General features: G+C 37.1%; 24 protein-coding genes. 13 read left to right on the top strand and 11 right to left on the bottom strand.

Features of this window, described 5'->3' with window-relative positions; genetic code table 11:
• Positions 1-200: 200 nt before the first annotated feature.
• Both H1P_RS15255 and menB read right to left on the bottom strand, forming a co-directional pair.
• Positions 201-338, bottom strand: a complete 138-nt coding sequence (locus H1P_RS15255; protein WP_144868614.1) for a photosystem II reaction center protein K — start codon at positions 336-338, stop codon at positions 201-203.
• Between the two features lie 162 nt (positions 339-500).
• Positions 501-1,334 (bottom strand): 1,4-dihydroxy-2-naphthoyl-CoA synthase, encoded by an 834-nt coding sequence (gene menB / locus H1P_RS15260; protein ID WP_144868615.1) that lies wholly within the window; start codon positions 1,332-1,334, stop codon positions 501-503.
• A 172-nt stretch (positions 1,335-1,506) separates the two neighbouring features.
• Between menB and surE the strand changes: the two genes are divergently transcribed.
• Positions 1,507-2,328: a 5'/3'-nucleotidase SurE gene (gene surE, locus H1P_RS15265; RefSeq protein ID WP_144868616.1), complete on the top strand. Its 822-nt coding sequence runs from the start codon at positions 1,507-1,509 to the stop codon at positions 2,326-2,328.
• Positions 2,319-2,714: a hypothetical protein gene (locus H1P_RS15270; protein ID WP_144868617.1), complete on the top strand. Its 396-nt coding sequence runs from the start codon at positions 2,319-2,321 to the stop codon at positions 2,712-2,714. The genes surE and H1P_RS15270 overlap by 10 nt, the downstream gene beginning before the upstream one ends.
• Before the next feature lie 12 nt (positions 2,715-2,726).
• Here H1P_RS15270 and H1P_RS15275 read toward each other — a convergent pair whose 3' ends face one another.
• Both H1P_RS15275 and H1P_RS15280 read right to left on the bottom strand, forming a co-directional pair.
• Positions 2,727-3,197, bottom strand: a complete 471-nt coding sequence (locus H1P_RS15275; RefSeq protein ID WP_144868618.1) for an MEKHLA domain-containing protein — start codon at positions 3,195-3,197, stop codon at positions 2,727-2,729.
• 79 nt (positions 3,198-3,276) lie between these two features.
• A complete protein-coding gene (locus H1P_RS15280; protein ID WP_144868620.1) occupies positions 3,277-3,720 on the bottom strand; it encodes an SRPBCC family protein in 444 nt (147 codons plus the stop codon).
• A 240-nt stretch (positions 3,721-3,960) separates the two neighbouring features.
• Here H1P_RS15280 and H1P_RS15285 point away from each other — a divergent pair, with 240 nt between their 5' ends.
• The 6 genes from H1P_RS15285 to H1P_RS15310 all read left to right on the top strand — a co-directional run bounded on the left by H1P_RS15285 (position 3,961) and on the right by H1P_RS15310 (position 10,886).
• Entirely contained in the window at positions 3,961-5,367 is a 1,407-nt protein-coding gene (locus H1P_RS15285; protein WP_144868622.1) for an aspartate ammonia-lyase, read from the top strand.
• Positions 5,368-5,420: 53 nt separating this feature from the next.
• Entirely contained in the window at positions 5,421-6,197 is a 777-nt protein-coding gene (locus H1P_RS15290; protein WP_144868624.1) for a DUF1350 family protein, read from the top strand.
• A 189-nt stretch (positions 6,198-6,386) separates the two neighbouring features.
• Positions 6,387-7,238, top strand: a complete 852-nt coding sequence (gene rfbF / locus H1P_RS15295; protein WP_144868626.1) for a glucose-1-phosphate cytidylyltransferase — start codon at positions 6,387-6,389, stop codon at positions 7,236-7,238.
• Positions 7,171-8,217: an NAD-dependent epimerase/dehydratase family protein gene (locus H1P_RS15300; protein WP_144868628.1), complete on the top strand. Its 1,047-nt coding sequence runs from the start codon at positions 7,171-7,173 to the stop codon at positions 8,215-8,217. Before rfbF ends, H1P_RS15300 begins: the two co-directional genes overlap by 68 nt.
• Positions 8,218-8,331: 114 nt before the next feature.
• Positions 8,332-9,564 (top strand): class I SAM-dependent methyltransferase, encoded by a 1,233-nt coding sequence (locus H1P_RS15305; RefSeq protein WP_144868630.1) that lies wholly within the window; start codon positions 8,332-8,334, stop codon positions 9,562-9,564.
• 95 nt (positions 9,565-9,659) lie between these two features.
• Positions 9,660-10,886 (top strand): class I SAM-dependent methyltransferase, encoded by a 1,227-nt coding sequence (locus H1P_RS15310; RefSeq protein ID WP_144868632.1) that lies wholly within the window; start codon positions 9,660-9,662, stop codon positions 10,884-10,886.
• 182 nt (positions 10,887-11,068) lie between these two features.
• On the opposite strand, the gene H1P_RS15315 is transcribed toward H1P_RS15310, so the two are convergent.
• The 4 genes from H1P_RS15315 to H1P_RS15325 form a co-directional block, all read right to left on the bottom strand.
• Positions 11,069-12,259, bottom strand: coding sequence for a glycerophosphodiester phosphodiesterase family protein (locus H1P_RS15315; RefSeq protein ID WP_222427070.1), 1,191 nt, complete (start codon positions 12,257-12,259; stop codon positions 11,069-11,071).
• Positions 12,260-12,399: 140 nt separating this feature from the next.
• The gene (locus H1P_RS36135) at positions 12,400-12,567 is read right to left on the bottom strand and encodes a hypothetical protein (protein ID WP_186375982.1); all 168 of its coding nucleotides are present in this window, start codon (positions 12,565-12,567) and stop codon (positions 12,400-12,402) included.
• A 353-nt stretch (positions 12,568-12,920) separates the two neighbouring features.
• Entirely contained in the window at positions 12,921-13,817 is an 897-nt protein-coding gene (argB, locus tag H1P_RS15320) for an acetylglutamate kinase (protein WP_144868634.1), read from the bottom strand.
• A 168-nt stretch (positions 13,818-13,985) separates the two neighbouring features.
• Entirely contained in the window at positions 13,986-14,507 is a 522-nt protein-coding gene (locus H1P_RS15325; RefSeq protein WP_144868636.1) for a shikimate kinase, read from the bottom strand.
• 266 nt (positions 14,508-14,773) lie between these two features.
• On the opposite strand from H1P_RS15325, the gene H1P_RS15330 reads away from it, so the two are divergent.
• Complete coding sequence (locus H1P_RS15330) at positions 14,774-16,156, top strand: TldD/PmbA family protein (RefSeq protein WP_144868648.1); 1,383 nt, start codon at positions 14,774-14,776, stop codon at positions 16,154-16,156.
• A 53-nt stretch (positions 16,157-16,209) separates the two neighbouring features.
• Here H1P_RS15330 and H1P_RS15335 read toward each other — a convergent pair whose 3' ends face one another.
• Together H1P_RS15335 and H1P_RS15340 are read right to left on the bottom strand one after the other, a co-directional pair.
• The gene (locus H1P_RS15335) at positions 16,210-16,473 is read right to left on the bottom strand and encodes a hypothetical protein (protein WP_144868639.1); all 264 of its coding nucleotides are present in this window, start codon (positions 16,471-16,473) and stop codon (positions 16,210-16,212) included.
• Between the two features lie 345 nt (positions 16,474-16,818).
• Positions 16,819-17,706: a carbohydrate ABC transporter permease gene (locus H1P_RS15340; RefSeq protein ID WP_144868642.1), complete on the bottom strand. Its 888-nt coding sequence runs from the start codon at positions 17,704-17,706 to the stop codon at positions 16,819-16,821.
• A 203-nt stretch (positions 17,707-17,909) separates the two neighbouring features.
• Between H1P_RS15340 and gntT the strand changes: the two genes are divergently transcribed.
• The 3 genes from gntT to H1P_RS15355 all read left to right on the top strand — a co-directional run bounded on the left by gntT (position 17,910) and on the right by H1P_RS15355 (position 22,709).
• Positions 17,910-19,220 carry a guanitoxin biosynthesis MATE family efflux transporter GntT gene (gene gntT / locus H1P_RS15345; RefSeq protein WP_222427071.1) on the top strand — a complete coding sequence of 437 codons (1,311 nt, stop codon included), beginning with the start codon at positions 17,910-17,912 and terminating at the stop codon, positions 19,218-19,220.
• Between the two features lie 563 nt (positions 19,221-19,783).
• Positions 19,784-21,229, top strand: coding sequence for a DUF1800 domain-containing protein (locus H1P_RS15350; protein WP_246141717.1), 1,446 nt, complete (start codon positions 19,784-19,786; stop codon positions 21,227-21,229).
• A 256-nt stretch (positions 21,230-21,485) separates the two neighbouring features.
• Entirely contained in the window at positions 21,486-22,709 is a 1,224-nt protein-coding gene (locus tag H1P_RS15355) for a DUF1501 domain-containing protein (protein WP_144868645.1), read from the top strand.
• A 38-nt stretch (positions 22,710-22,747) separates the two neighbouring features.
• Here the strand turns inward: H1P_RS15355 and H1P_RS36140 are convergent, their stop codons facing one another.
• Positions 22,748-23,692, bottom strand: a complete 945-nt coding sequence (locus tag H1P_RS36140) for a hypothetical protein (protein ID WP_186375983.1) — start codon at positions 23,690-23,692, stop codon at positions 22,748-22,750.
• A 498-nt stretch (positions 23,693-24,190) separates the two neighbouring features.
• On the opposite strand from H1P_RS36140, the gene H1P_RS15365 reads away from it, so the two are divergent.
• Positions 24,191-24,781, top strand: a 591-nt coding sequence (locus H1P_RS15365) for an NAD(P)/FAD-dependent oxidoreductase (RefSeq protein ID WP_186375984.1), incomplete at its 3' end; no start/stop codon positions are given.

Consider the following 24,781-nt stretch of genomic DNA (forward strand, 5'->3'; position numbering starts at 1 on the left):
GTATTGGCGCTCGCTTCAAATGTTTGAGAATCTGTAATTCTACATCCATTGCCCTCTCTACCTCACAGCTTCTAAATATTTCTTCTATTGTAGTTCAAATTTCGGAAAGTGACAGAAGAGGGATACAACGAAGAGAGCCAATAACCAATAAAAAAGCACCCTTGACAGGATGCCTAAAAATAACCATAACGATCTAATATTTAGCGGAATCCCACTGCTGCTTGCCAAACAAAAGCGAGTAACAGGAAAAATACAGGGATTACTGGTAATGCGTCTACCAAAGGATTAAACGCTTGATAAGCTTCAGGTAATTTCGCAAGTATCATTGCTGCTTCCATATATTTATCTACCTTCCTAAAATTTTTATCAAATATACTAGCAATGTTATCACGAAACGTTTCCTTACTTAGTGTTAAGAGATTTTAAGCAGTTGCAGATTAGTTAGTTGTTGGTTGTCAATAATTCATCAATATTGGATGGTTGATAAGGTGATGACTGATTTAAGGTAGCCAGGGATATTGACGAAAATCAGGCTGACGCTTATCGAGAAAAGCTTGCTTTCCTTCTGCTCCTTCTTCAGTCATGTAATAGAGTAAAGTCGCATTCCCCGCTAATTCTTGTAAACCTGCTTGTCCATCACAATCAGCATTGAAAGCAGCCTTTAAGCAACGAATCGCAATTGGGCTTTTTTGTAGAACCTCTTGCGCCCATTTAACTCCTTCTGCTTCTAATTGTTCCACTGGTACAATACAGTTTACTAAGCCCATCTGTAAGGCTTCTTCTGCATTATACTGACGGCAAAGAAACCAAATTTCTCTAGCTTTTTTCTGTCCTACAACACGGGCTAAATAACTAGCTCCAAAACCACCATCAAAACTACCAACTTTAGGCCCAGTTTGTCCAAAGATAGCATTCTCGGCTGCAATAGAAAGGTCGCAAAGTAAATGTAAAACATGACCACCACCAATAGCATAACCAGCTACTAAAGCAATGGTAACTTTTGGTATAGAACGAATTAAACGTTGTAAATCTAAAACATTAAGTCTTGGTACGCCCTCATCATCAATATAACCAGCTTTGCCCCTAATGCTTTGATCTCCTCCAGAACAAAAGGCATATTTACCATCGGTATGAGGTCCAGCACCAGTTAATAAAATTACTCCGATACTGCTATCTTCCCTAGCATCATAAAAAGCATCATACATCTCAAAAACTGTCTTGGGGCGGAAAGCATTCCGTTTATGAGGGCGATTGATGGTAACTTTGGCGATACCGTTCCATTTTTGATAGATAATGTCTTCATATTTTTTAGCAATTTGCCATTGTGTTTCCATTAATTCGACTCTCCCATAGCTGTAACGATCATAAAATCTTATTGAATAGATTTAGTCAATAGTTAGGAGGTAGGAGATATCTCACAAGAATGGTTTTTTAAAGTTTAAGAAGAATCAGAAAAAACTATAATTGTTTTCTATAGCCAATCAATCAAGCGATTTAGCATAACTAATGAATGAAGATAAAAATCTCAATATCCTCATCAGCAACGACGATGGTGTTTTTGCTTTAGGAGTACGTACCCTAGCAGATACTTTGGCAAAAGCAGGTCATCATGTTACTGTAGTATGCCCAGATCGCGAACGTTCTGCCACAGGTCATGGTTTAACTTTGCATCAACCCCTAAGAGCTCAAGAAGTAGAATCAATTTTTCATCCTTTAGTGACTGCTTGGTCTTGTTCGGGAACTCCAGCAGATTGTGTTAAATTTGCTCTGAGTGCGGTATTAGAGACTAAACCCGATCTTGTATTGTCTGGAATTAATCATGGCCCTAATTTAGGTACAGATGTACTATATTCTGGAACGGTGTCGGCTGCAATGGAAGGTACTTTAGAAGGGATACCCAGTGTTGCTTTTAGCTTGGTGAGTTTTACTAACAATGAATTTCAAGTAGCAGCTAATTTTGCTCTTAAGCTGATTAATCAGCTAGATATTAACCAATTTCCGAAACCTGCTTTACTTAGTGTTAATATTCCTGCTGTAGCTCAATCAGACATAGCAGGAGTCATGATTACCCGCCAGGGATTACGGCGTTATATTGAAAAGTTTGAAAAACGCTACGATCCCCACGGAAAAAGCTACTACTGGCTTGTGGGAGAAATTATTGAAGACATACCCCAACCAGAAGACCCCAACTTACCACCTCATATTTTAACCGATGTCCAAGCAATCCGCGATCGCTATATTACGATAACTCCTCTACAATACAATCTCACTGATGCTGTAACAGCTAAGTTTTTATATAACCACAAATTAAACATTGATTGCTCATAAAAAAAATTAATCATTATGATTTACTCGAAACCGATATTTTCCGATTTCAAAATACTGATGTTCCAGGTACATACATCTATGTAAGAGAACAGAAAGCACAAAATATTCGAGACAACTTTGACAACTTTGAAGAAGAAGGATTAGCTTTTCAGGTAGCAGTAGAACCAGGAGACGATTTAATTCCTCTGTATCGTTTTCAAAGCACAACTACTCCAGGCACTGATGTTTATGGAGTTGGAGTAGATCGAGGCACACCTTTTTCTCGATTCCAAAATACTGACTTGCCAGGAACTTATTTATTTATTTATTTATTGGATCAACGGAAGCAGACAATATTGAAGAGAATTTTCCCAACTTTCAAAATAAAAGTATTGCTTTTGAAGTAGATATATAATTAATCATTCTATTGTTTCCCAATCAGAGAAAGTAGCAGCTTGACCGCATTTGTTACCCAAACTATCTACTAAATTCCAAATAATTGCTTGTTTAATATAAAATTTTTGACCAGTGCTGGCTATTCTGACTCCCTGATAATTGTCAATATAGCCTCTGATTTTTGCTGGCTCTAACATAGCTGCTCTTTCCGATCTATTCATAGGTTCAGCAGTCAATCTAGATGGTGTTTGCGTAAAATCAGCCCAATCCATAACCCACAGGTCTAACGCGGTTTGATTTCCATAATTTAAAATAGGGTCTGTTTGTATGCCATGAGAAACCACCACAAAATCAGCCTTAAATAAAGCTTTTGCTTGCTCTTTAGTATCTTCTTTACGGGAGATTAACTGATAACCTAATAGATGATTGAAATTATCTAATAATATTTGAGTATAAGCTATAATTCGTGGTTGCAACCAAATCTTTTCCGTCATAATTATTAAGCATTCATCATCTATCAGAGTAATTCAGCTATCACTAACAATTAACAATCAACCATTAACCATTAATAAACTACTCACAATATTCTTTTGTAACTTTGTGGCGATAGCGAAACATTTCTTGCAGACGCGAATCAACCCACCAACCTAATAAAAACTCTGCTAACCAGCCTCCTGGTATTTCATATTCAATAGAATCAGTTAATCTAGTTTTTCCTTCTTCAGAGATAAATTGATGGCGGTGTAACCAAGATTTCATAGGTCCCGATACCTGGGTATCTACAAATACCTGATTAGTTTGACATTCTATATGTTCGGCTAACCAACGCACGGGAATAACTAATAACATAATACGAAACTCGGTAATCGCACCGACTCCTAATCCCCCTTCTCTTCTAATTACTTTTACAGGTTGCCAAGGAGGTGTCAAAATATCTAGGATGTCCTTACGTTCATGAAATTGCCAGACTTTCTCTACTGGAGCATTAATCAAACTGGAATATTGGAAATTTAACATTATTGTTGGTTGTTAGTGGCTCATTATTGGGAGTTTAATAGTTCAAGGGCAATATTTGTTTAAATAAGACTTGCAAACTTTAATTATTAAAGCGTAAGTTAAAATTTTGATGAATAAAAGTTGATTGTTAGTAACTTGTTATTAGTTGCTAATTATTTGTTACTTCATCGTTCATCGTTCATCGTTCATTCTTTTATGATATAAGTTGAGTCGGCGAACAAAATCTTACATCAAAGTATTATGTCTGGTTCTAGTAACTATCGCGTCGAAAAGGACTCTATGGGGGAAAAACTAATACCCTCAGATGTTTATTATGGGATTCAAACCCTACGAGCTACAGAAAATTTTCCTATCAGTGGTTTAAAACCATTACCTACTTATATTGATGCTTGTTTGTTAATTAAAAAAGCTACAGCGATCGCAAATAGTCAATTGAACTGCATTCCTCAAGATATCGCTGATGCCATAGTACAAGCTGCCAATGAGATTTTACAAGGACAGTTAAGAGATCAGTTTGTCGTAGATGTTTATCAAGCTGGTGCGGGAACCTCCCATCATATGAATGTTAACGAGGTGTTAGCCAATCGTGCCTTAGAAATTTTAGGAGAAGAAAAGGGCAATTATCAAAGGGTTAGTCCTAACGATAATGTAAACTACGGTCAGTCTACTAATGATGTGATTCCCACAGCAATTAGAGTAGGTGCATTATTGGCATTAGAACATAATTTATACCCAGCATTAGATAATGCGATCGCAATTGTAAAGCAAAAAGCGAACCAATTCCAAGATATTGTTAGATCGGGGCGTACCCATATGCAAGATGCTGTTCCTATTAGGTTAGGGGAAAATTTCCGCGCTTGGGAGCAAATTCTTACAGATCATAAAATCAGAATTAGCAACGCCGAAAAAGATTTATATTCCCTTGGTTTAGGGGGTAGTGCAGTGGGTACGGGGTTAAATACCCATCCTCAATATCGTCACAGAGTAGCAGAGTTATTAGGAGAGTTTACAGGGAAACCTTTAGCACCTGCCAAACATTTAATGGCAGCTATGCAAAGTATGTCGCCTTTTGTGGCTGTTTCTAGCTGTTTGCGCAACTTGGCACAAGATTTAGTCAAAATTTCCCATGATTTACGTCTTATGGATTCAGGGCCTAAAACTGGTTTAAAAGAAATTCAACTACCTCCAGTACAACCAGGCTCATCTATTATGCCAGGAAAATACAACCCCGTAATGGCAGAAATGACATCACAGGTGTGTTTTCAGGTGATAGGTTACGATACAGCGATCCTGTTTGCAGCCCAAGCAGGACAGCTAGAATTAAATGTGATGATGCCTTTAATTGCTTACAATTTGATTCATAGCATCGAGATTTTAGGTAATACGATCTCTGCTCTCACCACTAAATGTTTAGCAGGAATTACCGCCAGAGGCGATCGTTGTCAAAGCTATGCTGAAGGTAGTTTAGCTCTCGTAACAGCCTTAAACACTCACATTGGCTATCTCAATGCTGCTAATGTGGCAAAAGAATCTTTAGAAACAGGCAAATCCATCCGCGAAATTGTCCTTTCTCAAGGTTTAATGGATGAAAATCAACTGGCAAAAGTACTAGACTTAGATAAGATGAGTAAAATTATTGATGGTTAGTGGTTGATAGTTTTTAATCATGGCTAACTCCTGACTTGGTGATTCCTAAATATATGACTTGGCAAGAAATTTCTGGAGGTTGGGTATACCTTCCTCGTAAAAAAATCCTAGGAGTGATTCACTTTTTAGGGGGTGCTTTTGTGGCAACGGCACCTCAACTATCTTATCGCAGCTTTCTCGAACAAATTGCTCAAGAAGGATATGCCATTATTGCTACTCCTTTTTTAAACACTTTCAATCATTTTGCGATCGCCCGTGAAGCCTTAAGTCGTTTTGAAACTATTTTAGAGAGGTTGCACCGCAGTAATAGTTTGGGTAGAAGTTACTTACCTATTTATGGTATTGGTCATAGTATGGGCTGTAAACTACATCTGATTATAGGTAGTTTATTTGAAGTGAAGCGCACAGGAAATATCTTAATTTCGTTTAATAATTACCCTGCAAAAAAAGCGATTCCTTTCGGCGATAAAATTCAAATCAACCCCGCTTTTGATGTCGAGTTTAGTCCTTCTCCCGAAGAAACCAATCAATTGGTTGCTGAAAATTACCTGGTTTCTCGCAATCTTTTAATTCGCTTTCGTAACGACACCATAGATCAAACAATTAGCCTTAACCCAGTTTTGCAAGAGCGTTTCGCCAAGACTACTGCTTATAAGACCCTTCCTGGCAATCATCTTACCCCTTTAGGACAAGAAGTTAAATGGCAAACAGGGGATGTTTTTACCCCCTTTGATGCTTTAGGACAATTTCTGAAACAAGGCATATCTAACGATCTTTTTCCCCTTCGTAGAGAAGTGCTTTTATGGTTAAATCCCATAGCTTTTATCTAAGACAAAAAACTTCTTGATAACTTCGTATTTCTACCTGGTTAAAAACACTTTCTTAATTGAAACTTTAATTTAGGTTTTAGTATCTATACTTACAATATATAAAGTTGTAATCACAATATTGCATAATATTGCAACTTGAGTTGTATCTACTCCCTAAACAACTATTGAAGTAATAAGCGGGGAAATAAAGTGAAAGTAGGCATTCTTGCTGGTGGACTTGGAACTCGCATTTCTGAAGAAACCGAAAATAAACCAAAACCAATGGTCGAAATTGGTAGTCAGCCCATTATGTGGCACATCATGAAGCACTACCATACCTATGGTTTTAAAGATTTTGTCATTGCTTTGGGCTACAAAGGTCATGTAATTAAAAAATACATGGTTGACTATTGTAATCTCAATAGCAATTTGACAGTAGAAATAGGCAACGGTATTGTTCAGCCTCATAGTGGCGATCGCTTGAACTGGACAGTAGACCTGATAGACACTGGTTTATCAACTAATACTGGAGGACGCATCAAACGTTTGATTCCTTATATGGGGAATGAAACTTTCATGATGACCTGGGGGGACGGAGTATCTAATATTAATCTCAACGAGTTACTAGCTTTTCACAGAAAACACGGGAAATTAGCCACCCTCACAGCAGTTAGACCACCTGCTCGTTTTGGACATCTGGAGTTTGACGGCGATCAAATTGCCAAATTCTCAGAAAAACCTCAAACCGCAGAAGGCTGGATTAATGGCGCGTTTTTTGTCTTAGAGCCAGAAGTTTATGACTACATTGATGGGGACGATACTCAATTTGAGAAAGAACCCCTAGAAAGATTAGCAGCTGATGGTCAATTAATGGCATATAAGCACGACTCTTTCTGGCAGTGTATGGATACTTTAAGAGATAAAAAACGCTTAGAAAAAATGTGGGATAGCGGAAACGCTCCCTGGAAAACATGGGAAGAAAACAAAAATAATTATGAGAATTCTAGTCACTGGTCACAAAGGTTACATCGGCACGGTAATGGTGCCTATGTTACTCACTAAAGGCTACGAAGTAGTTGGTCTAGATACGGACTACTATCAACGTTGTACCTTTGGTGAGGGAATTGTTGAAATTCCTGAAATTAAAAAAGACGTTCGTAATATAGAGCTAGCAGATGTTGAAGGCTACGATGCTGTATTTCATTTAGCAGGTCTTTCTAACGATCCTTTAGGAAACTATGAAGCCAATCTGACAGAAGATATTAACTTTAAAGCTTCTGTTCGCTTAGCAGAGTTATCCAAACAAGCTGGAGTGAAACGTTTTGTGTTTTCTTCTTCTTGTAGTAATTATGGTGCTGGTGGTACAGACTGGTTAACAGAAGAATCTGCTTTTAACCCTGTTACTCCCTACGGAGTTTCTAAAGTACGGGTAGAGCAGGAAGTAAGTAAGCTAGCAGATGATAACTTTAGCCCTACTTATTTGCGTAATGCTACCGCTTACGGTGTATCTCCCCGCTTACGTTTTGACCTAGTACTCAATAACCTAGTAGCTTGGGCTTTAACCACAGGAAAAGTCTTTATCAAGAGTGATGGTACTCCTTGGCGACCCATTGTTCACATTGAAGATATTTCTCGCGCCTTTATTGCTGTTTTAGAAGCTCCTACCGAAGCAATTCATAATGAAGCTTTTAACATTGGACGCAATGAAGATAACTATCAAATTCGAGAGTTAGCAGATATAGTCAAAGAAACTGTCCCTAACTGCGAAATTGAATACGATCCTAACGGGGGACCCGATAAGCGTTGTTATCGCGTCAATTGTGCAAAAGTAAGTCGTATCTTACCTAATTTTCAACCCCAATGGAATGCGAAAAAAGGAGCGCAAGAGTTATATGAAGCTTACCAAAAAGTAGGTTTAACTCTCGAAGAATTTGAAGGAGTTAAATATAAACGTATTGCCCATATCAAATATTTGATCGGACAAGGTTTATTAGATACTAAACTACGCTGGCAACAAGAAGAACTTGCAGTTATTAACTAGCTTCTTTCAAGGGAATAAAGTATAACAATAAGCATCGATCGCGAATCGCATCGCTAACTATAATTTATTCCCTCTTTTTTGTATTTATGTGTATTTTTCAAATCAGTAATCAATATGAAAAATAGCCAAAAAAATTGTATTTCTTGCGGTAATTCTAATTTAGATGTTACTATTTCCTTCGGTTATACGCCTTTGGCAGATAATCTATTAACCAAAGATCAATTAAGCGAACCAGAATATACTGCACCTTTGGATTTAGCTTTTTGCCCAGATTGTGGCACAGTGCAAATTACCGAACACGTTCCGCCAGAGATTTTATTTTGCCAAGATTATCCTTATTTCTCTTCCATTTCTCCTTCTTTAATGAAGCACTTTGGGGAGAGTGCTAAAAACTTAATTAAAACTAGGAGTTTAGATAGCAATAGTTTAGTTATTGAAGCAGCTAGTAACGATGGTTATATGCTGAAAAACTTTGTGGAAGCTGGTGTTCCCGTATTAGGAATTGACCCCGCATCAGGTCCAGCAAAAGCAGCACAAAAAGCAGGTATCAATACTATGTGTACCTTCTTTACTGAAGAGTTGGCTAGTCAGTTAAAAGCAGAAGGTAAAGCAGCAGACTTATTTTTAGCTAACAATGTTTTAGCTCATGTTCCCGATCTCAATGGTTTTGTTAAAGGAGTTAAAATTTTACTAAAGGATACAGGTGTGGCTGTTATTGAAGCTCCTTATGTTGTCGATTTAGTAGAACATTGCGAATTTGATACTATTTACCATCAGCATCTTTGTTATTTCTCGGTCACCGCTTTAGATAATCTGTTTCGCCGACATGGTTTATATTTCAATCATGTAGAACGTACGGCAATTCATGGTGGTTCATTACGCATCTATGTCGAACCGACAGAAAATGTCCAAGAATCGGTGAAATCTTTACTCGATCTAGAAAGTAAATCGGGTGTTGATGATATTGAATATTATCGCAGTTTTGCCGAGCGGGTAACGGCGTTTAAATATTCAATGCTCGATCTTCTTTGGGATCTCAAAAAACAAGGTAAAAGAATTGTTGGTTATGGTGCAGCAGCAAAAGCCAACACTATGTTGAGTTATTTAGGGATTGATAAAACTCTGCTTGACTATGTTGTCGATCTCAATACATTTAAACAGGGTCGTTTTTACAGTGTTAATCATTTACCGATCTTTGCGCCTAGTAAGTTAATGGAAGATAAGCCAGATTATGTTTTAATTTTGGCTTGGAACTTTGCTCAAGAAATTATGCAACAACAGGAAGCTTATCGTGCTACTGGCGGTAAATTTATTGTTCCCATTCCCGAACCAAAAATTTATGAATGATAATTTTTAAGGTGGAGTGTGCTTCTCCCTAATTATCTCTATTTCGGTCGCATCGAATCAACTTTTAAGAAACTTTCATAACCTGGTGTTTAATCATGGTAAATATTGCAACTACTCCTCAATCTGAATTAGGTGAACTTAATAAAGAACATCGCTGTCCTAACTGTGGTAGTCAGGGCTTACATATATTTTACGAAGTCAGAAATGTTCCTGTTCACAGTTGCTTAATGATGTCTTCTAAAGAAGAAGCTTTAAACTTTCCTTGTGGAGATGTTGTCTTAGGCTTTTGTCCTCAATGTGGCTTTATTACTAATACTATATTCGATGCTAAATGGTCAGCCTATGCGCCTAATTATGAAGACCAACAAAGCTTTTCTCCTACTTTTAATAAGTTCGCTCTTAGCTTAGCTAACAAGTGGATTGAAAAATACAATCTTAACGATAAAGATATTGTAGAAATCGGTTGCAGTAAAGGAGACTTTTTGTTTTTACTCTGTGAACAGGGTAATAATAGAGGTGTTGGTATCGATCCCAGCGTAGTACCAGGAAGAGTACAAAGTCAAGCAAGCGATCGCGTAAAATTTATCCAAGAATATTATAGTAAAAAACACGCTGAATATGTAGGAGATTTTATTTGCTGTCGCCATACTTTAGAGCATATTCAACCTACTAAAGAGTTTATTCAAACCGTCAGGGACTCTATAGGCGAACGCACAAATGTAGCTTTTTGCTTGGAAATTCCCGACAATACTAGGGTAATGCAAGAATTAGCGTTCGAGGATATTTATTACGAACATTGTTCTTATTTTAGTCCTGGTACTTTAGCTCGTTTATTCCGTTCTTGCGGTTTTGAAGTAACTGATTTATACAAAGAATATGGCGATCAATATCTGTTAATTGAAGCCAAACCTATTGCAGCAGAAACTTCCGATAAAGTACATCCCAATGAAGAAACTGTCGCCGAAGTTGCTCAAGATGTAGAACATTTTGCAGCTAATATTCAAGGAAAATTACAATACTGGAAAGATTATTTAACCGAGCAAAAAGTAGCTAATAAAAAGGTAGTTGTTTGGGGTTCTGGTTCTAAATGTGTGGCATTTTTAACTACTCTAGATACCATTAATAAAATTGAATATGTTGTTGATATTAACCCTAACCGTCACGGCAAATTTATTCCTGGGGTAGGGAAGGAAATCATGTCTCCTGAATTTTTAAAAGAATATCAACCCGATATGGTAATTGTGATGAATGCAATTTACTGTGATGAAATAGGAGTAATGCTCAAAAATATGGGTGTAGAAACAGAAGTAGTCGCACTTTAATCAGTAAGCAGCAAACAGTAGCGATTGTCTTGATTGTCAAATTATTTTGCTTTTCTTGTCAGCGATCGCTACAAGCAAAAAACTTCTCGACCGTTGATAAAGATTAGAATCATAGGAGATGTATTGCTTAATAAATGACAATTAGCGATCGCGTAGTGGCAGCTTACATAGATCGCACTCCCTCAGCTAAAAGAGCGATCGCGTACTAGGTTAATAGTTTCTGGGAAGTCTCCAATCAAACCATCTGCACCTAAACGAAATAAGTCTTCTGCTTCTTGTTCGGGGGTTTGTACTGTGCTATCGGGGTTTAAAGTGAGATAGCGTTCTTCATCTCTTAAGGTATAAACATGAACCAACAATCCCGCATCATGTGCCAACTCAATTAAAGAAAAAACTTCTCCTGTTAACTGAGTTCTGATTTCTGTGTTACCATCCCCATCACCATCAAAGGGTTCTTCTAAGCTTTCCCGAAGTAATATCGTATTCTTCCAGGGATTAATTGCTTCGGCGTAGGTACTAACGAACTGATAAAATTCAGGAAGTACCAATAAGTCTCCGTATCCTGTTTCCGCATCGAGATCGATAATATCTACCAAATCGCCGTAAACTGCGCGGGCATCTTCTGGGGTAAAATCGGGATTGCTGAAATTATCAACGATATCGTAAGGAAAGGAGAAACCAGGACTACAATCTTCGGTTGCTGCGCCAGTAAGTTGATGCAAAGGCAGATCGATTCCCGCTTCGGGCATAATTTCCCGATCTAAGCAAATCAGAGGGGCGATCTCAAAGGTTTGAATGATGTTCTGTTCTGGATTAGTAAACTCTTCTTCTATTAAAACCCGCGCCACAGCTTCTTCGACATTTAAACCAATGCTATCAAAATAGCTGTTATGCTTCAGTTCGTGAACGATACCGACTTGCTGATTAGTTTCGACTGCAAAATCCTTAACTAGCCTAATTACCTCCGCCATAGTAGGAATTTCATACAGATCGTCAAACTCGTCGCTGCGTTCGGGACGAGGTTGTCTGGCGCGGAGGGTTTTAATTTCTTTTAGGATAAAGTCTTCAGCAAAAAAGCCTGTAACTTCCACACCATCAATAATTTTAGTGGTTTTGCGATCGCTAAATTCGGGACGATCTAAAATATTTGTGGTTTTATTGAGTAATGGTTCGTGACGAACTATAGGAACACCATCTTTAGTCATTACATAGTCGATTTCAATAAAATCTGCACCCTGTTCTAAAGCCAGACGAAAACCTGCTAAAGTATTTTCTGGTAAAGAACCACTAGCACCGCGATGAGCGATAATGATGGGGTCTTGTCCGTTAAGGGTATTCAACTGAGGAATATTAGGTGTGATACCATTTCTCAAAAGTAATAAGAGACTTAGATGGCAGTAATTACTTTTAAAGCTTATAGTCACAGCACGAAAAGCTATAAGCACTGCAATGACAAGATTTAAATGCGTTCTGCCCTATGCTTACAGCCATCCGCAATGCGACTTTGATTATCTTACCCTTCTGGTTCGGTTGGTGCTTCTTCTGGTTCGGTTGGTGCTTCTTGTTCCTCTGTTGGTGCTTCTCCTCCAGTTTGACAACCTGTCAGACCAACAGTTCCAAAGAATAAAGCAAAAATCCCCAAACCCGTACCTATAATTCTTTTCCAATTCAAGCTTTGCATTAGTCTTATCTCCTCGATTTGTATTTTTGTAATTGTGATTAAAAACATTATTTATTTTAATATAGGTTTTGTTAGTTAAATTATCAGTAATAAAAATAATTATTCAGTTAGATCTATAAATTTAACTTGAGCCAGAAGCCATTTTTAAATAATATTGATAAGTTCATCATGATGCAATGCCCAAGATACAAATATTGCCATTCTGCCGATCAAAGGTCTTGAGTAAGTAGAAATTATATAGCCTCGCCAAGCCTTTAAGGAAGTAGGAGCAAACACTTGTTTAGACTGTCCCCTGCTAGAAAACAAGTACAGGGTTGGAATCATTAAGATCGAGCAGATAAAGCCGATCCCTCTCAATCATACATATATTCTGAAGCTACAATCATTGAACCAATACCTTCATCGCTGAAAATTTCTAAAAGTAAAGCGCGAGGAATACGTCCATCAAGAATGTGGGCTGCTTTGACTCCTTGTGCTAATGAGCGTACACAACAATTAACTTTTGGTATCATTCCTCCTGCTACAACACCACTAGCAATTAATTCTCTGGCTTTTTGAATATCTAATTTAGTGATTAAAGTGGATTGATCTTGATAATCTTGTAAAATTCCTGGAGTATCTGTCAGTAATATTAGTTTTTCTGCTTGTAGCGCAGCAGCAATTTCACCTGCAACGGTATCTGCATTAATGTTATAAGCCTGTCCGTTTTGATCCGCAGCGACGCTGGAAATAATCGGAACATAGCCATTGCTGACTAAAGACTCGATTAATTCTTCATTGATACTGGTTATTTCTCCCACAAAACCAATGCCTTCTTTTCCGATGGGACGTGCTTTGATCAAGCTAGCATCTTTACCACAAAGACCAACCGCAGAACCTCCAGCTTGATTAATCAAAGAGACTAATTCTTTATTCACTCTACCGACTAATACCATTTCTACAATATCCATGGTGTCAGCGTCAGTAACTCGTAAACCGTCTTTGAATTGAGGTTCAATTCCTAATTTATCCAACCAAATATTAATCTCTGGTCCTCCACCGTGAACTACTACAGGACGAACTCCCACGCTACAAAGAAAAACAATATCACGGACAACTCCTGCTTTCAGCTGGCCATCTTTCATAGCTGCACCACCATATTTGATTACGATGGTACGGTTAGCAAATTTTTGGATATAGGGAAGTGCTTCGCTGAGGACACGAACACGGGTAGCTTCGGTTTCTTTGATATATTCGCTTTCGTTAGACATTAATCTGGTTAGTGGTTAGTGGTTAGTCCCGTCAAGCGGGATAATATGGTTGGTGGTTAGCGGTTAGTCCCGTCAAGCGGGATAATATGGTTAGGGGCTTTTGCTTTGCCTTACCTCTACAGTGGTTAAAACTTTTGACTCGGTGATTCAGTGACTTCTCCTGGTTCCTCATTTCTTGTTCATAATCATTGCGGGAATTCTAGCGATAATACTATCAGCAACTTGTTTAGGAGTTTGATTACTCGAACACTTAATATGCATATCTGCTTGAGAGTAGAGAGGATATCGCTTTTCTAATAAAGACTCCAGTTTGCCAGCTAAAGGACGATTTTGGTCTTTTGATAAACGTTTTTTTAAGATTTCGAGATCGACATCTAACCAAACAATTAAGCCTTGACGTAGGTAACTCCAGTTGATAGGCTTTTGAATGATACCGCCTCCTGTTGCGATCGCCGAACTTCGATAAGCAGACACTTCTTTTAAAATTTGAGTTTCTAAGTCTCTAAAATATTCTTCTCCTTCAGCAGCAAAAATATCAGCAATTTTCTTTCCTGCAACTCTTTCAATAAGAATATCTGTATCAAAAAAACGATAATTGAGTTTTCGTGCCAATATTTTACCAATAGTGCTTTTACCTGCACCCATTATGCCAATTAAGTAGACATCCACACCTTGCAATAACTGATTCATTTAGATTTAAAGATATTAAAGATTTTCACTAAAATTTGTATTTTACAGGAATCTCTAAAGGAACAAGGAACAAAAAAATAGGAATACACTAAAATTTGTTAACTTCTCTCCATCTTCCCATCTTCCCATCTCCCTATCTCCCTATCAGTCTTAATCTCGATCTTTTGTTGACAAACACTTTCTCAGGGTTAATCGGCTCGACTAAATACAGTTCTCAGAAAAGAAGAATTATATTAATAGATAATAACGATCATTTAAGGTTCAAAGTGAATAATCAAGCAACTATCGATATTTTACAAAAAGCGATTGCATCTCATCGCAATACAGTAGATTATTTAGAAATTCGTGTCGAACAAAGTGAAGCTACTGGTTTAGCGTTTCGCGGACCTCAGTTAGATGCTGTAGATCGCAGTTTTGCTTTATCTGGCGGAATTAGAGCTTGTCACAATGGTGGTTGGAGTTTTGTCACTTTTAATGGTTTAGCCGAATTAGATACGAGAATTGCCGAAGCGATTTCGAGCGCAAAACTGGTAGGTGAAGAGACTACAGAATTAGCTAACACTGAACCGATTGAAGACATAGTTAGAGTAGATATCAAACGCGATCCTCGCAGTGTTTCTTTAGCAGATAAAAGAAAATTACTGGAGGCTTACAACAATTTGATTTTAAAATATGACCCTCGTATTCAGACTACCATGTCTAGTATAAGCGATCGCTTTACCACTAATTACTTTGTTAATTCTACTGGTAGCTGTATCGTGCAAGAACGCATGGATGTTAATGGACGCTTTGGTGTAGTTGCTCGTGGAGAAGGGGGAATTGTCCGTCAAGGCTTCGAGTCGGTGCATTCTCGTACTGATTTTGATGTTTTAGTGGGCATCGAAGATCGGGTATTGGGTGCAGCTAAAAGAGCGGTTAACCAGCTAGAAGCTAATTCTGTTAAAGGTGGGCAATATACTGTTGTTCTCGATCCTTATCTTGCAGGGGTATTTATCCATGAAGCTTTTGGACATCTTTCGGAAGCAGATTTTGTCTATGAAAACCCCAAAATGCAAGAGTTACTAACTTTAGGGAAGCCTTTAGGCATTAAGCAATTAAACGTCATTGATGATGCTACTTTACCCGATCTTCCTGGCACAATGAAATACGATGATGAAGGTGTCCCAGGACAGCGCAAGTATTTAATTAAAGATGGTGTGCTTACGCAACGCCTCCACTCCAGAGAGACTGCGGGTAAGATGCAGGAAAAACCCACAGGAAATGCCAGAGCGATGCGGGCTAATTATCCTCCTATTGTACGAATGACCAATACTGCAATTGAGCCTGGAGATACTTCTTTTGAGGATATGATCGAAGATATCGAAGAGGGAGTATATGCTGTCAGAATGCTCGGAGGACAAACCAACGGTGAAATGTTTACTTTTGCAGCAGCCGAAGGCTATATGATTCGCGATGGCAAAATTGCCGAGCCTGTCAGCGATGTAACCCTTTCTGGTAATGTCTTCCAAACTCTCAAAGATATTGAAGCTATTGGGAATGACACTATCTACACTAATGGTGGTTGTGGAAAAGGAGGACAAATGCCTTTACCTGTCAGCGTAGGAGGTCCCCATTTACGAATTAAAAATGTCGTTGTTGGCGGACGATAGTAATAAGTAGGGTGGGCAATGCCCACCCTACCATTCTAACCCCGAAACAAGTTTTATAGAGGACTAGCGGGAATTCTACCTCTAATGTCATTAATCAATACCTCTGCATTGTTATTTACATTAAGACCAAAGCCTGCCTGAGCATGAACAGCGAAGTAAAAGCCTTCAGGTGTTTCAACACCAATATAGCCCCGCTCATTACCTGCATTTTGTGGATTGGCAAAAGCTATAGGAGTTACTTGGTCTCGCGATGGCGGATTTCTCAAAACTATTGCGGTGCCTAGTCGCGAATTACCACCGTCATTATTATAAAACATCACATAATTATTACCGTTTCGCTGAAAGCGAAACTCAACGACGTTGATTGGATTACCATTTGCATCTTGAGCATTAAGAATATCCCGTTGCAAATTAGTAACCCCTGGAGTATTTTCTATAGAAAAATTGATTGGTCTAAAAGCGATCGCTTTTAGAATAACCTGAGTTCGGGATAAGCTGAACTCCTTGCTAGGCAGTTAACTTAAAAATTCCTTTTTCTAGTTAAATTTTTAATCGATCCGCTCTCGAAATCTTTGAGGGGCTTAAAGCTTAGAGCAAGCGAGCTTATAGCTACCCTAACCGTTTAATTTTCTTAACCCGAACTGACGTTATAATAGAGTATTTCACGAAGACAATCTATTAGACAAGCGCAAATTCAAAATTGATAAGACTAAAATTCCCAAAAAGAGAACTAAACCAATAGTGCAAGCATAACTAACGTCCAAATCTTGAAACGCCCGTTCATATAGATAATACACTACAGTTTTAGAACTGTTTCTAGGCCCTCCTTGAGTCATTACATAAATCTCTTCAAAAACTTTTGTCGCCGAAATTGCCGAGATTACCGCTACCAACATCAAGTAAGGGCGCATCAGAGGGAAAGTAATATCCCAGTGTTTTTGCCAACCATCTGAGCCATCAATAGCTGCTGCTTCGTATAACTCTGAAGAAATCGATTGCAATCCTGCTAGGTAAATTACCATGTAGTAACCTAAACCTTTCCAGATAGTGACTAACATTACGCTCCACAAAGCCAACTCAGGGCTAGTTAACCAAGGAATCCCCTCACTAAAACCCAATTGTTTTAGAAACTGATTGATAATACCGTTATTGGTATACAAAGCTTTCCAAGCAATTCCCGCCACAACCATCGAGATGACTACAGGAGTATAAAAAGCAGTGCGAAACCAATAAATACCCCGTAATTTTTGATTAACAACGATCGCCAATATTAAAGGTACAATAACTAATACTGGCACAACACCCACCAGATAAAGCAAGGTATTACCAATAGTTTGCCAGAAAACGCGATCGCCTGCCAGCCTTTGGAAATTAGCCAAACCCACCCATTGAGGCATTTGGGTTAAGTCATATTCATACTGAGCAAAACTGAGGGAAAAAGCTTGTATTGCAGGAAAAAAAATCGTTACTGATAAAGCAATAATCGCAGGTAGCAGAAAGAAGTAGGGAATTAATTTTTGTTGTCGATCCAGTTTAGTTTTATTGACCATTCTTTAACAAGTATAAAATCAGAAGTCAGTCGTAGGGGCGTTTCGCGACGGCTTCGCTAGTCTTTTAGGGCGAAACGCCAGTACAGAATTTCTTAGAAAAGCGACAAGACACAAGAGTCGGGAATAGGTGATGGATATAAGTAGCAATTAATAATTAACAATTAACAATTAACCACTAACCACCAACAACTTTACTATTATCAGTGAATAATTCTTTCAAAAAACGTTTTTGGCAATTGGCTGCGATTAATGTGGTTTCCAACCTCATGGTACCTCTGGCGAGTTTGATTGATACGGCTTTTTTAGGACATTTAATGGAAATTCGTCATTTAGGAGGAGTTGCGATCGCAACTGTTTTATTTAACTATATATATTGGACTTTTGGCTTCTTGCGGATGGGTACGACGGGAATTACCGCCCAAGCAGTAGGAAGGGAAGATCGAGAAGGGATAATTTTAACTCTACTACGCAATAGTGCGATCGCCATAGCTATTAGTATAGTAATACTAATTTTGCAGCAACCTCTAAGAGAGTTAGGTTTTAATTTACTCAGTGCCGATCCTGAAGTTATAGAATCGGGTCGAGATTATTATAATGCTTTGATTTATGGTGCACCTGCAACTCTACTTAATTATGTATTGCTGGGTTGGTTTTTGGGACGAGAACAAGGCAAACAAGTTTTACTGTTATCTATAGTTGATAAGAGTACGAATATTGCTTTAAATTACTGGTTTATTGTGGAATTAGGGTGGGCGAGTCGGGGCGCAGCTACTGCCACCGCTATTAGTCAGTATCTTAATTGTTTGTTGGGATTTATTTTAATTTTGCGGGAGTTTCCTTTGAGTTATTTGGTTACTTTTACTCAAAAAATATATGAACCTGATGCCTTAAAAGCTACTTTTAATCTTAATCGTGATATTTTGATTCGTACTTTGGCTTTAGTTTCTACTTTCGCTCTATTCACGAATTTAAGCGCAGTAATGGGAACTATTACGTTAACTGCTAATACCTTAATTTTACAAGTAGTTACTTTAGGAGCTTATTTTATTGATGGGATTGCTTTTGCTACAGAAAGTATTGCAGGAAATATTAAGGGACAAAAAAATAGCCAGTTACTCTTACCTTTAGTTAAGCTGGCGATCGCATCAAGTATTATTATTGGTTTAATAATGGCAGGAGTTTTTGCTTTCTTCTCCCAGTCTCTATTTAGTATATTAACTAATCATACAGAAATAATTCAACACCTAAACAATTATGTATTTTGGTTATTTCCTATTTTAGGATTTGGAGCGATCGCTTATATTTTAGATGGTTATTTCCTTGGTTTGAGTGCAGGTAATATTTTAAGAACTTCCACTATAATTGCTACGTTATTTGTTTTTCTACCTTTCGCGTGCTTCGCTTGGTATTTTCAGAGCAGCCATTTATTATGGTTAGCTTTATCTTTATTTATGCTAGCAAGAGCAATAACTTTGGGCTTGAAAGTTTCCCAGACCTTGAGTATTTATCATTGAATGTCATCTACTATCTAATATGAATTACCAATGACCAAAAACTAATGACCAAAACAAATAACACCACTCACTCCCTTGGTAACATAGCTTTCTCAATCTATATCTTAAATCATGGATTTCTTAGTTGTATTAATGCCTATATACAATACTAAGAATTACTCCCTGTTTTCTATTAGAGAAAGTTTCTTACTTTGGTTTGAACGGTGTTATTTTGCGATAGACAGACTAATCTTTTAAACAGCTTATTTTCCTCTTTGATTTAGTTAAGTTTACTTGGCTGTTTTATCTGCCAGGAAAGCTTTCTATTGCTTTCAATTAACAATATAGTTGTTTGTTTTTTCTGTGGCAAGTCATGGCAAACAAAGTTAATTATCATTAGAGTAATTGCTTTTATATTAGTTAAGTTAATTAAACTAATACAAGAATATTAACCCGTTATTCTGGTTAAATCGGAGAAAAATAATGCTTATTATGCCTTATAAATCTTTAATAAACCCTATTGCTTAAAAATGACACAAAATATGCGAAAATTTTGTAATATCATAATTTGCTCTTTTTTACTTTTGTGGGTATTCCACTTTTATCAACAAGCTACTGCTGTTTCCTATCAACAGCAAAAAAAATATTATATCTCACGCCTCAGTTTTGGTATTACTCCGCAACAAATTGCAACAATTAACACTCAAAGTTTAGAAGACTATATTCAAGCACAACTCAATCCATCATCCATTCCAGAATCATCAAAGCTAACAACTCAATTAGCTAAATTCGATACCATTGAACAACAATCGCTTAATTTATTTAAAACTTTTCAACAGTACAACAATCAATTAGAGGAAAACAGCACGGCAACTTTATCATTAGAAGCTAAACAACAATTACGAGATAAAAGGAATCAACATAAAAGCAAAATCATCAGACAAGCCAGACAAGCTCATATAATCAGAGCCATTGCTTCCAACCGCCAATTACAAGAGGTGATGACGAACTTCTGGCTCAACCACTTTAATGTATTTGCTGCTAAGAAAATAGTCGCTTTTTGGCTAGCAGACTATGAAAACGATTTGAGAGATCGTGCTTTAGGTAACTTTAGAGATTTACTAGCTGTTACTGCCCATCATCCTGCAATGTTAGTTTATTTGGATAACAATCTTAACACCAATCCTAATAGAATTCGTAAACAAGGCAATGCCAAAGGTATTAATGAAAACTATGCTCGCGAATTAATGGAATTACATACTTTAGGAGTTGATGGCGGTTATACACAACAAGATGTAACTAACTTAGCGAGAATATTTACAGGGTGGGGAGTAGATATCCGTGGTAATTATGGAGATGCCAATAATTTTCGCTTTTTTAAACGACTTCACGATCCGACAGATAAAATATTTCTCGGACAGACTATTATCAGTAGTGGCATGGCAGAAGGAGAACAAGCATTAGATATATTAGCCAACCATCCCGCTACGGCTCGTTTTATAAGCTACAAGTTGGCACAATATTTTGTAGCAGATACACCACCTAAAACCTTAGTTGACAAGCTTACTAAAACTTTTTTGGCTAGTCAGGGTAATATCAAAACAGTATTAGAAACTCTATTTCACTCTTCAGAGTTTAACGACCCAAATTATTACAAAGCCAAATTTAAAACACCATTTCAGTATTTAGTCTCGATAGTAAGAGCTAGTAACATCAAAAACCCTGAATTAAAAAAAATTGAATGGATGCTGAATCAATTAGCAATGCCTATTTTTGGTTGCGAAGCTCCTAATGGCTATCAAAATACAGAATCAGCTTGGTTAAATCCTGATGCAATGCTACGCCGTGTTAGCTATGCTACCAATATTGCTCGTGGAGCATTAAGCAATCAACAGCCATTAGACTTTACTACACTACAAACAACTTTAGGTAATGATTTAACTGCTCAAACTCAACAAACTATTGCCGATAGTCACCCCAATCTAAAAGCTGCGTTAATTTTAGGTAGTCCTGAAATGATGTATAGATAAATTAAAGAAGAAAGAGTGAAAAAGTAAGTAGTCGATGCACAATTAATTATCTAGTCAAGACAAGGAAAAATAAAGGAGGAAGAGGGAAGAAAAAGTGAGCATATTGTAAACAATTATGCTTAAGTACTTGGGTGAAGCAGAGAAAGCACAGGAAACAAAAAAACAATTCAAACATGGATACCCACCGCTCAATCATCTGTGTTCATCTGTGTTTATCTGTGGACACACAGCCAACAATTAACCACTAACAATCACCATGAAAAGAAGAAAATTTTTACAAACAGTGGGTTTGGCTACAGGAGGAATGATTCTTCCTGTAGGTTCTAATAATTGGGTTGCGAGGGGAGTCGATCGGGCAAATAATCCGCAGCGTTTAGTAGTTATTTTACTGCGTGGGGCGATCGATGGACTAAATGTGGTGATTCCCCATCAAGATGCCGATTATTACTCACGAAGACCCAGTATTGCCATTAATCCCCCAGGAGAAACTAAAGGAGCAATTGACCTTGATGGTTTTTTTGGCTTACATCCTGCCTTATCCGATCTTATTCCTTTTTGGCAGCAAAAAAATCTCGCCTTTATTACTAACTGTGGCTCTCCTGAAGCAAATCGCTCTCACTTTGATGCTCAAGACTATCTGGAAACTGGTACACCAGGAATTAAACAAACTCCTGACGGTTGGTTAAATCGTTTATTAGCGCAACTACCTCAAGATAATCCGACGCAAGCTCTTAATGTCGGTAATACTACCCCCAAAATCTTAAAAGGTACAATGCCAATTGCTCACCTGCGCCCTGGTAAAAATTCTCTGAGTCCTTTACCCTTAGATAGACCTCGTGTCAGCAATGCTTTCGATCGCTTGTATAGTGGCAATAGTAAAATAGATAAAGCTTATCAAGAAGGTCGTCAAGCTAGAAGCATTATTTTAGAGCAACTCAATCAAGAAATGATGTCTGCTTCCCGTGGTGCGATTTCTCCCCACAAATTTGTTGATGACGCAGCAGAAGTCGCTCAATTAATTGCGGGTGATGCCAAAACCCAACTAGCTTTTATGGATATTGGCGGTTGGGATACCCATATTAATGAGCCAGGAGTTCTGAATCGCTCTTTACCTCCTTTGGGAGAAGGTTTAGCTACTTTGGTTAACAATTTGGGCGCAGCTTATAAAGATACTGTGATTTTAGTAATGTCAGAATTTGGACGTACTGTCCAAGAAAATGGAAATAAAGGTACAGATCACGGACATGGTAACCTAATGTGGCTTTTGGGAGGAGCAGTTAAAGGAGGCAAAATCTATGGTGATTGGACTGGATTGAGCGAGTCTAATTTATACGAGGGAAGGGATTTACCAGTTACCACTGACTTTCGAGAAGCGATCGCGTCTATTTTAACACAACATCTCAATCTTTCTCTTCAACAATTAGCATCTGTATTTCCTAATTATCAACTTGTAGACAACTTGAATCTATTAAAAGGATGAACGAGTGATTTAATATTTAAGTCGAATAAAAATAAATGTTAATTGATTTGTTCTACCAACTTAACTAGAGTTGTCTTTTCATCATATAAATACTTCGCTAGTTTTAGAGATAAATTTCCACTATCTATAAAAAATTGCTCTTCTTGTTCTAAAAATTTAGGTGAGCTATAATTTTTTAACCAAATATCTTCTAGCAAATTAATAAACATTCTTAGTGGAAGCATAATTGCTAATGTCTCGATCTGTAAATCTTCTTCGTCATCGATTAGCAAGACCTGTTCGCAAATTAATTTATAGCCAATCCATCTTACAGGATAAGACATAATTAAAAGCTTTTTTTCTAGTTCATATATGTATTTTTGACTTATTTGTTCTAATTGATTTGGATCGATAATTTCAAGAGTACGGTTTCGGATATAGCTAAATGTATGGTGTCTGACAAATAGCCGATTTTTAGAGTCAATACAAATCTCCAATTCTAGATTAAGATTGATTTTACTACTTTTTAAAGGTATAAACCTACGATGAAAGTATTTAACATTATGAGATTTTACTTCTTGTTGTTGAACAGTATTTGAGTTGATAACTTCAAGATTATTTGCTGTCGATACTGTATTTTGTTTTAATTCTTTTGAATATCTATTGTTGTCTTGTAAATCTTGAAAATCAGATAATATGGTCAAAATTTTATTCATGCAATTTGTATTATGATAATCGATATTAAAATTGTCAAAAAATTGCTGTTTATTTGTGTTGATATCGAACAAGTTAAAGCTTTTTTTTACAGGAGTATTATTCAGGAAAGGTTGATACTTTAAAATCTGCTTTTTCTCTATTAAAAGTAGTTCTGCTGGCGGAGTCTTATGATAATAAATATGAATCTTTTTATCTGGTTTATTTAAAATAGAAACTAATTGTTTATATCTATGATGATCCTGTTTTCCATTCCACCTTCGATACAAATTTTTTTTTGGATTGACCAATGTACCAAATCTGCTTTAATTCATCTATGACATAATAAACGCCCGAATAAGAAGGTAGTAAATCTTTATGATTAAGTTCCACAAATTCTAAATTGAGAATAAAATCATCTGTCAACATCTTTCAAAAATAGTAATCTAAGGCACTTAATTAATATAATGTAAAACTATTCATAGTTATTTAAAGATTATTTTAACTAAATACTCAATAAATTAAAAAATAGATAAATTTAGAAACTAGAATCAGTTAAAAAAATATTATGTGTATTATTTGTATCAATACCAACTTAACTTTACAAACCTGAGATGATTCTTTTAACTGTCTGAGATAATAGTGCTTTGCCCCAATTAATGTTTAACTCTTCATTTTTAAATTGCTCTTCTTTTTCTAATTTCTAACTTTTGACTTTTGACTTCATTCCTCTACTGCCTTCCTAATAGATAAAGACTTAGCTACAATCTATATACCTTTAATACTGCAACCTCAACATCAGAGCAACAATGACACGACAACGTATTTGTATAGTAGGTGGGGGCTTTGGTGGTTTGTATACTGCTTTGCGCCTGAATGAATTACCCTGGGAAAATGATGAGAAACCAGAGATTACCTTAATTGATAAAAGCGATCGCTTTTTATTTTCTCCTTTATTATATGAGTTAATTACCGAAGAATTGCAAACTTGGGAAATCGCTCCACCTTTTGAAGAGCTTTTGGCAAATACAGGAATTATCTTTCGTCAGGGTGTTGTTACGAATATCGATATTGAGCAAAAAGAAGTCACGGTAGATGATAATACCAGGATACAATGCGATCGCTTAGTTTTATCTACTGGTGGTAGAACTCCTCTTGAGATTGCTCCTGGTGCAAAAGAATATGCCATTCCCTTTCGCAGTTTAGATGATGCTTATCGCCTGAAAGAGCAACTAAGATTATTAACCGAATCCGACAAGGATAAAATTAGGGTTGCTATAGTCGGTGGTGGTTACAGTGGAGTAGAATTAGCCTGTAAAATTAGTGATTTTTTGGGAGAAAGAGGTAGAATACGCATTGTGGATCGTGGCAGTCAGATTCTAGACCAGGCTACGGAGTAT

The sequence above is a fragment of the Hyella patelloides LEGE 07179 genome (assembly GCF_900659865.1).
Taxonomy (GTDB): domain Bacteria; phylum Cyanobacteriota; class Cyanobacteriia; order Cyanobacteriales; family Xenococcaceae; genus Hyella; species Hyella patelloides.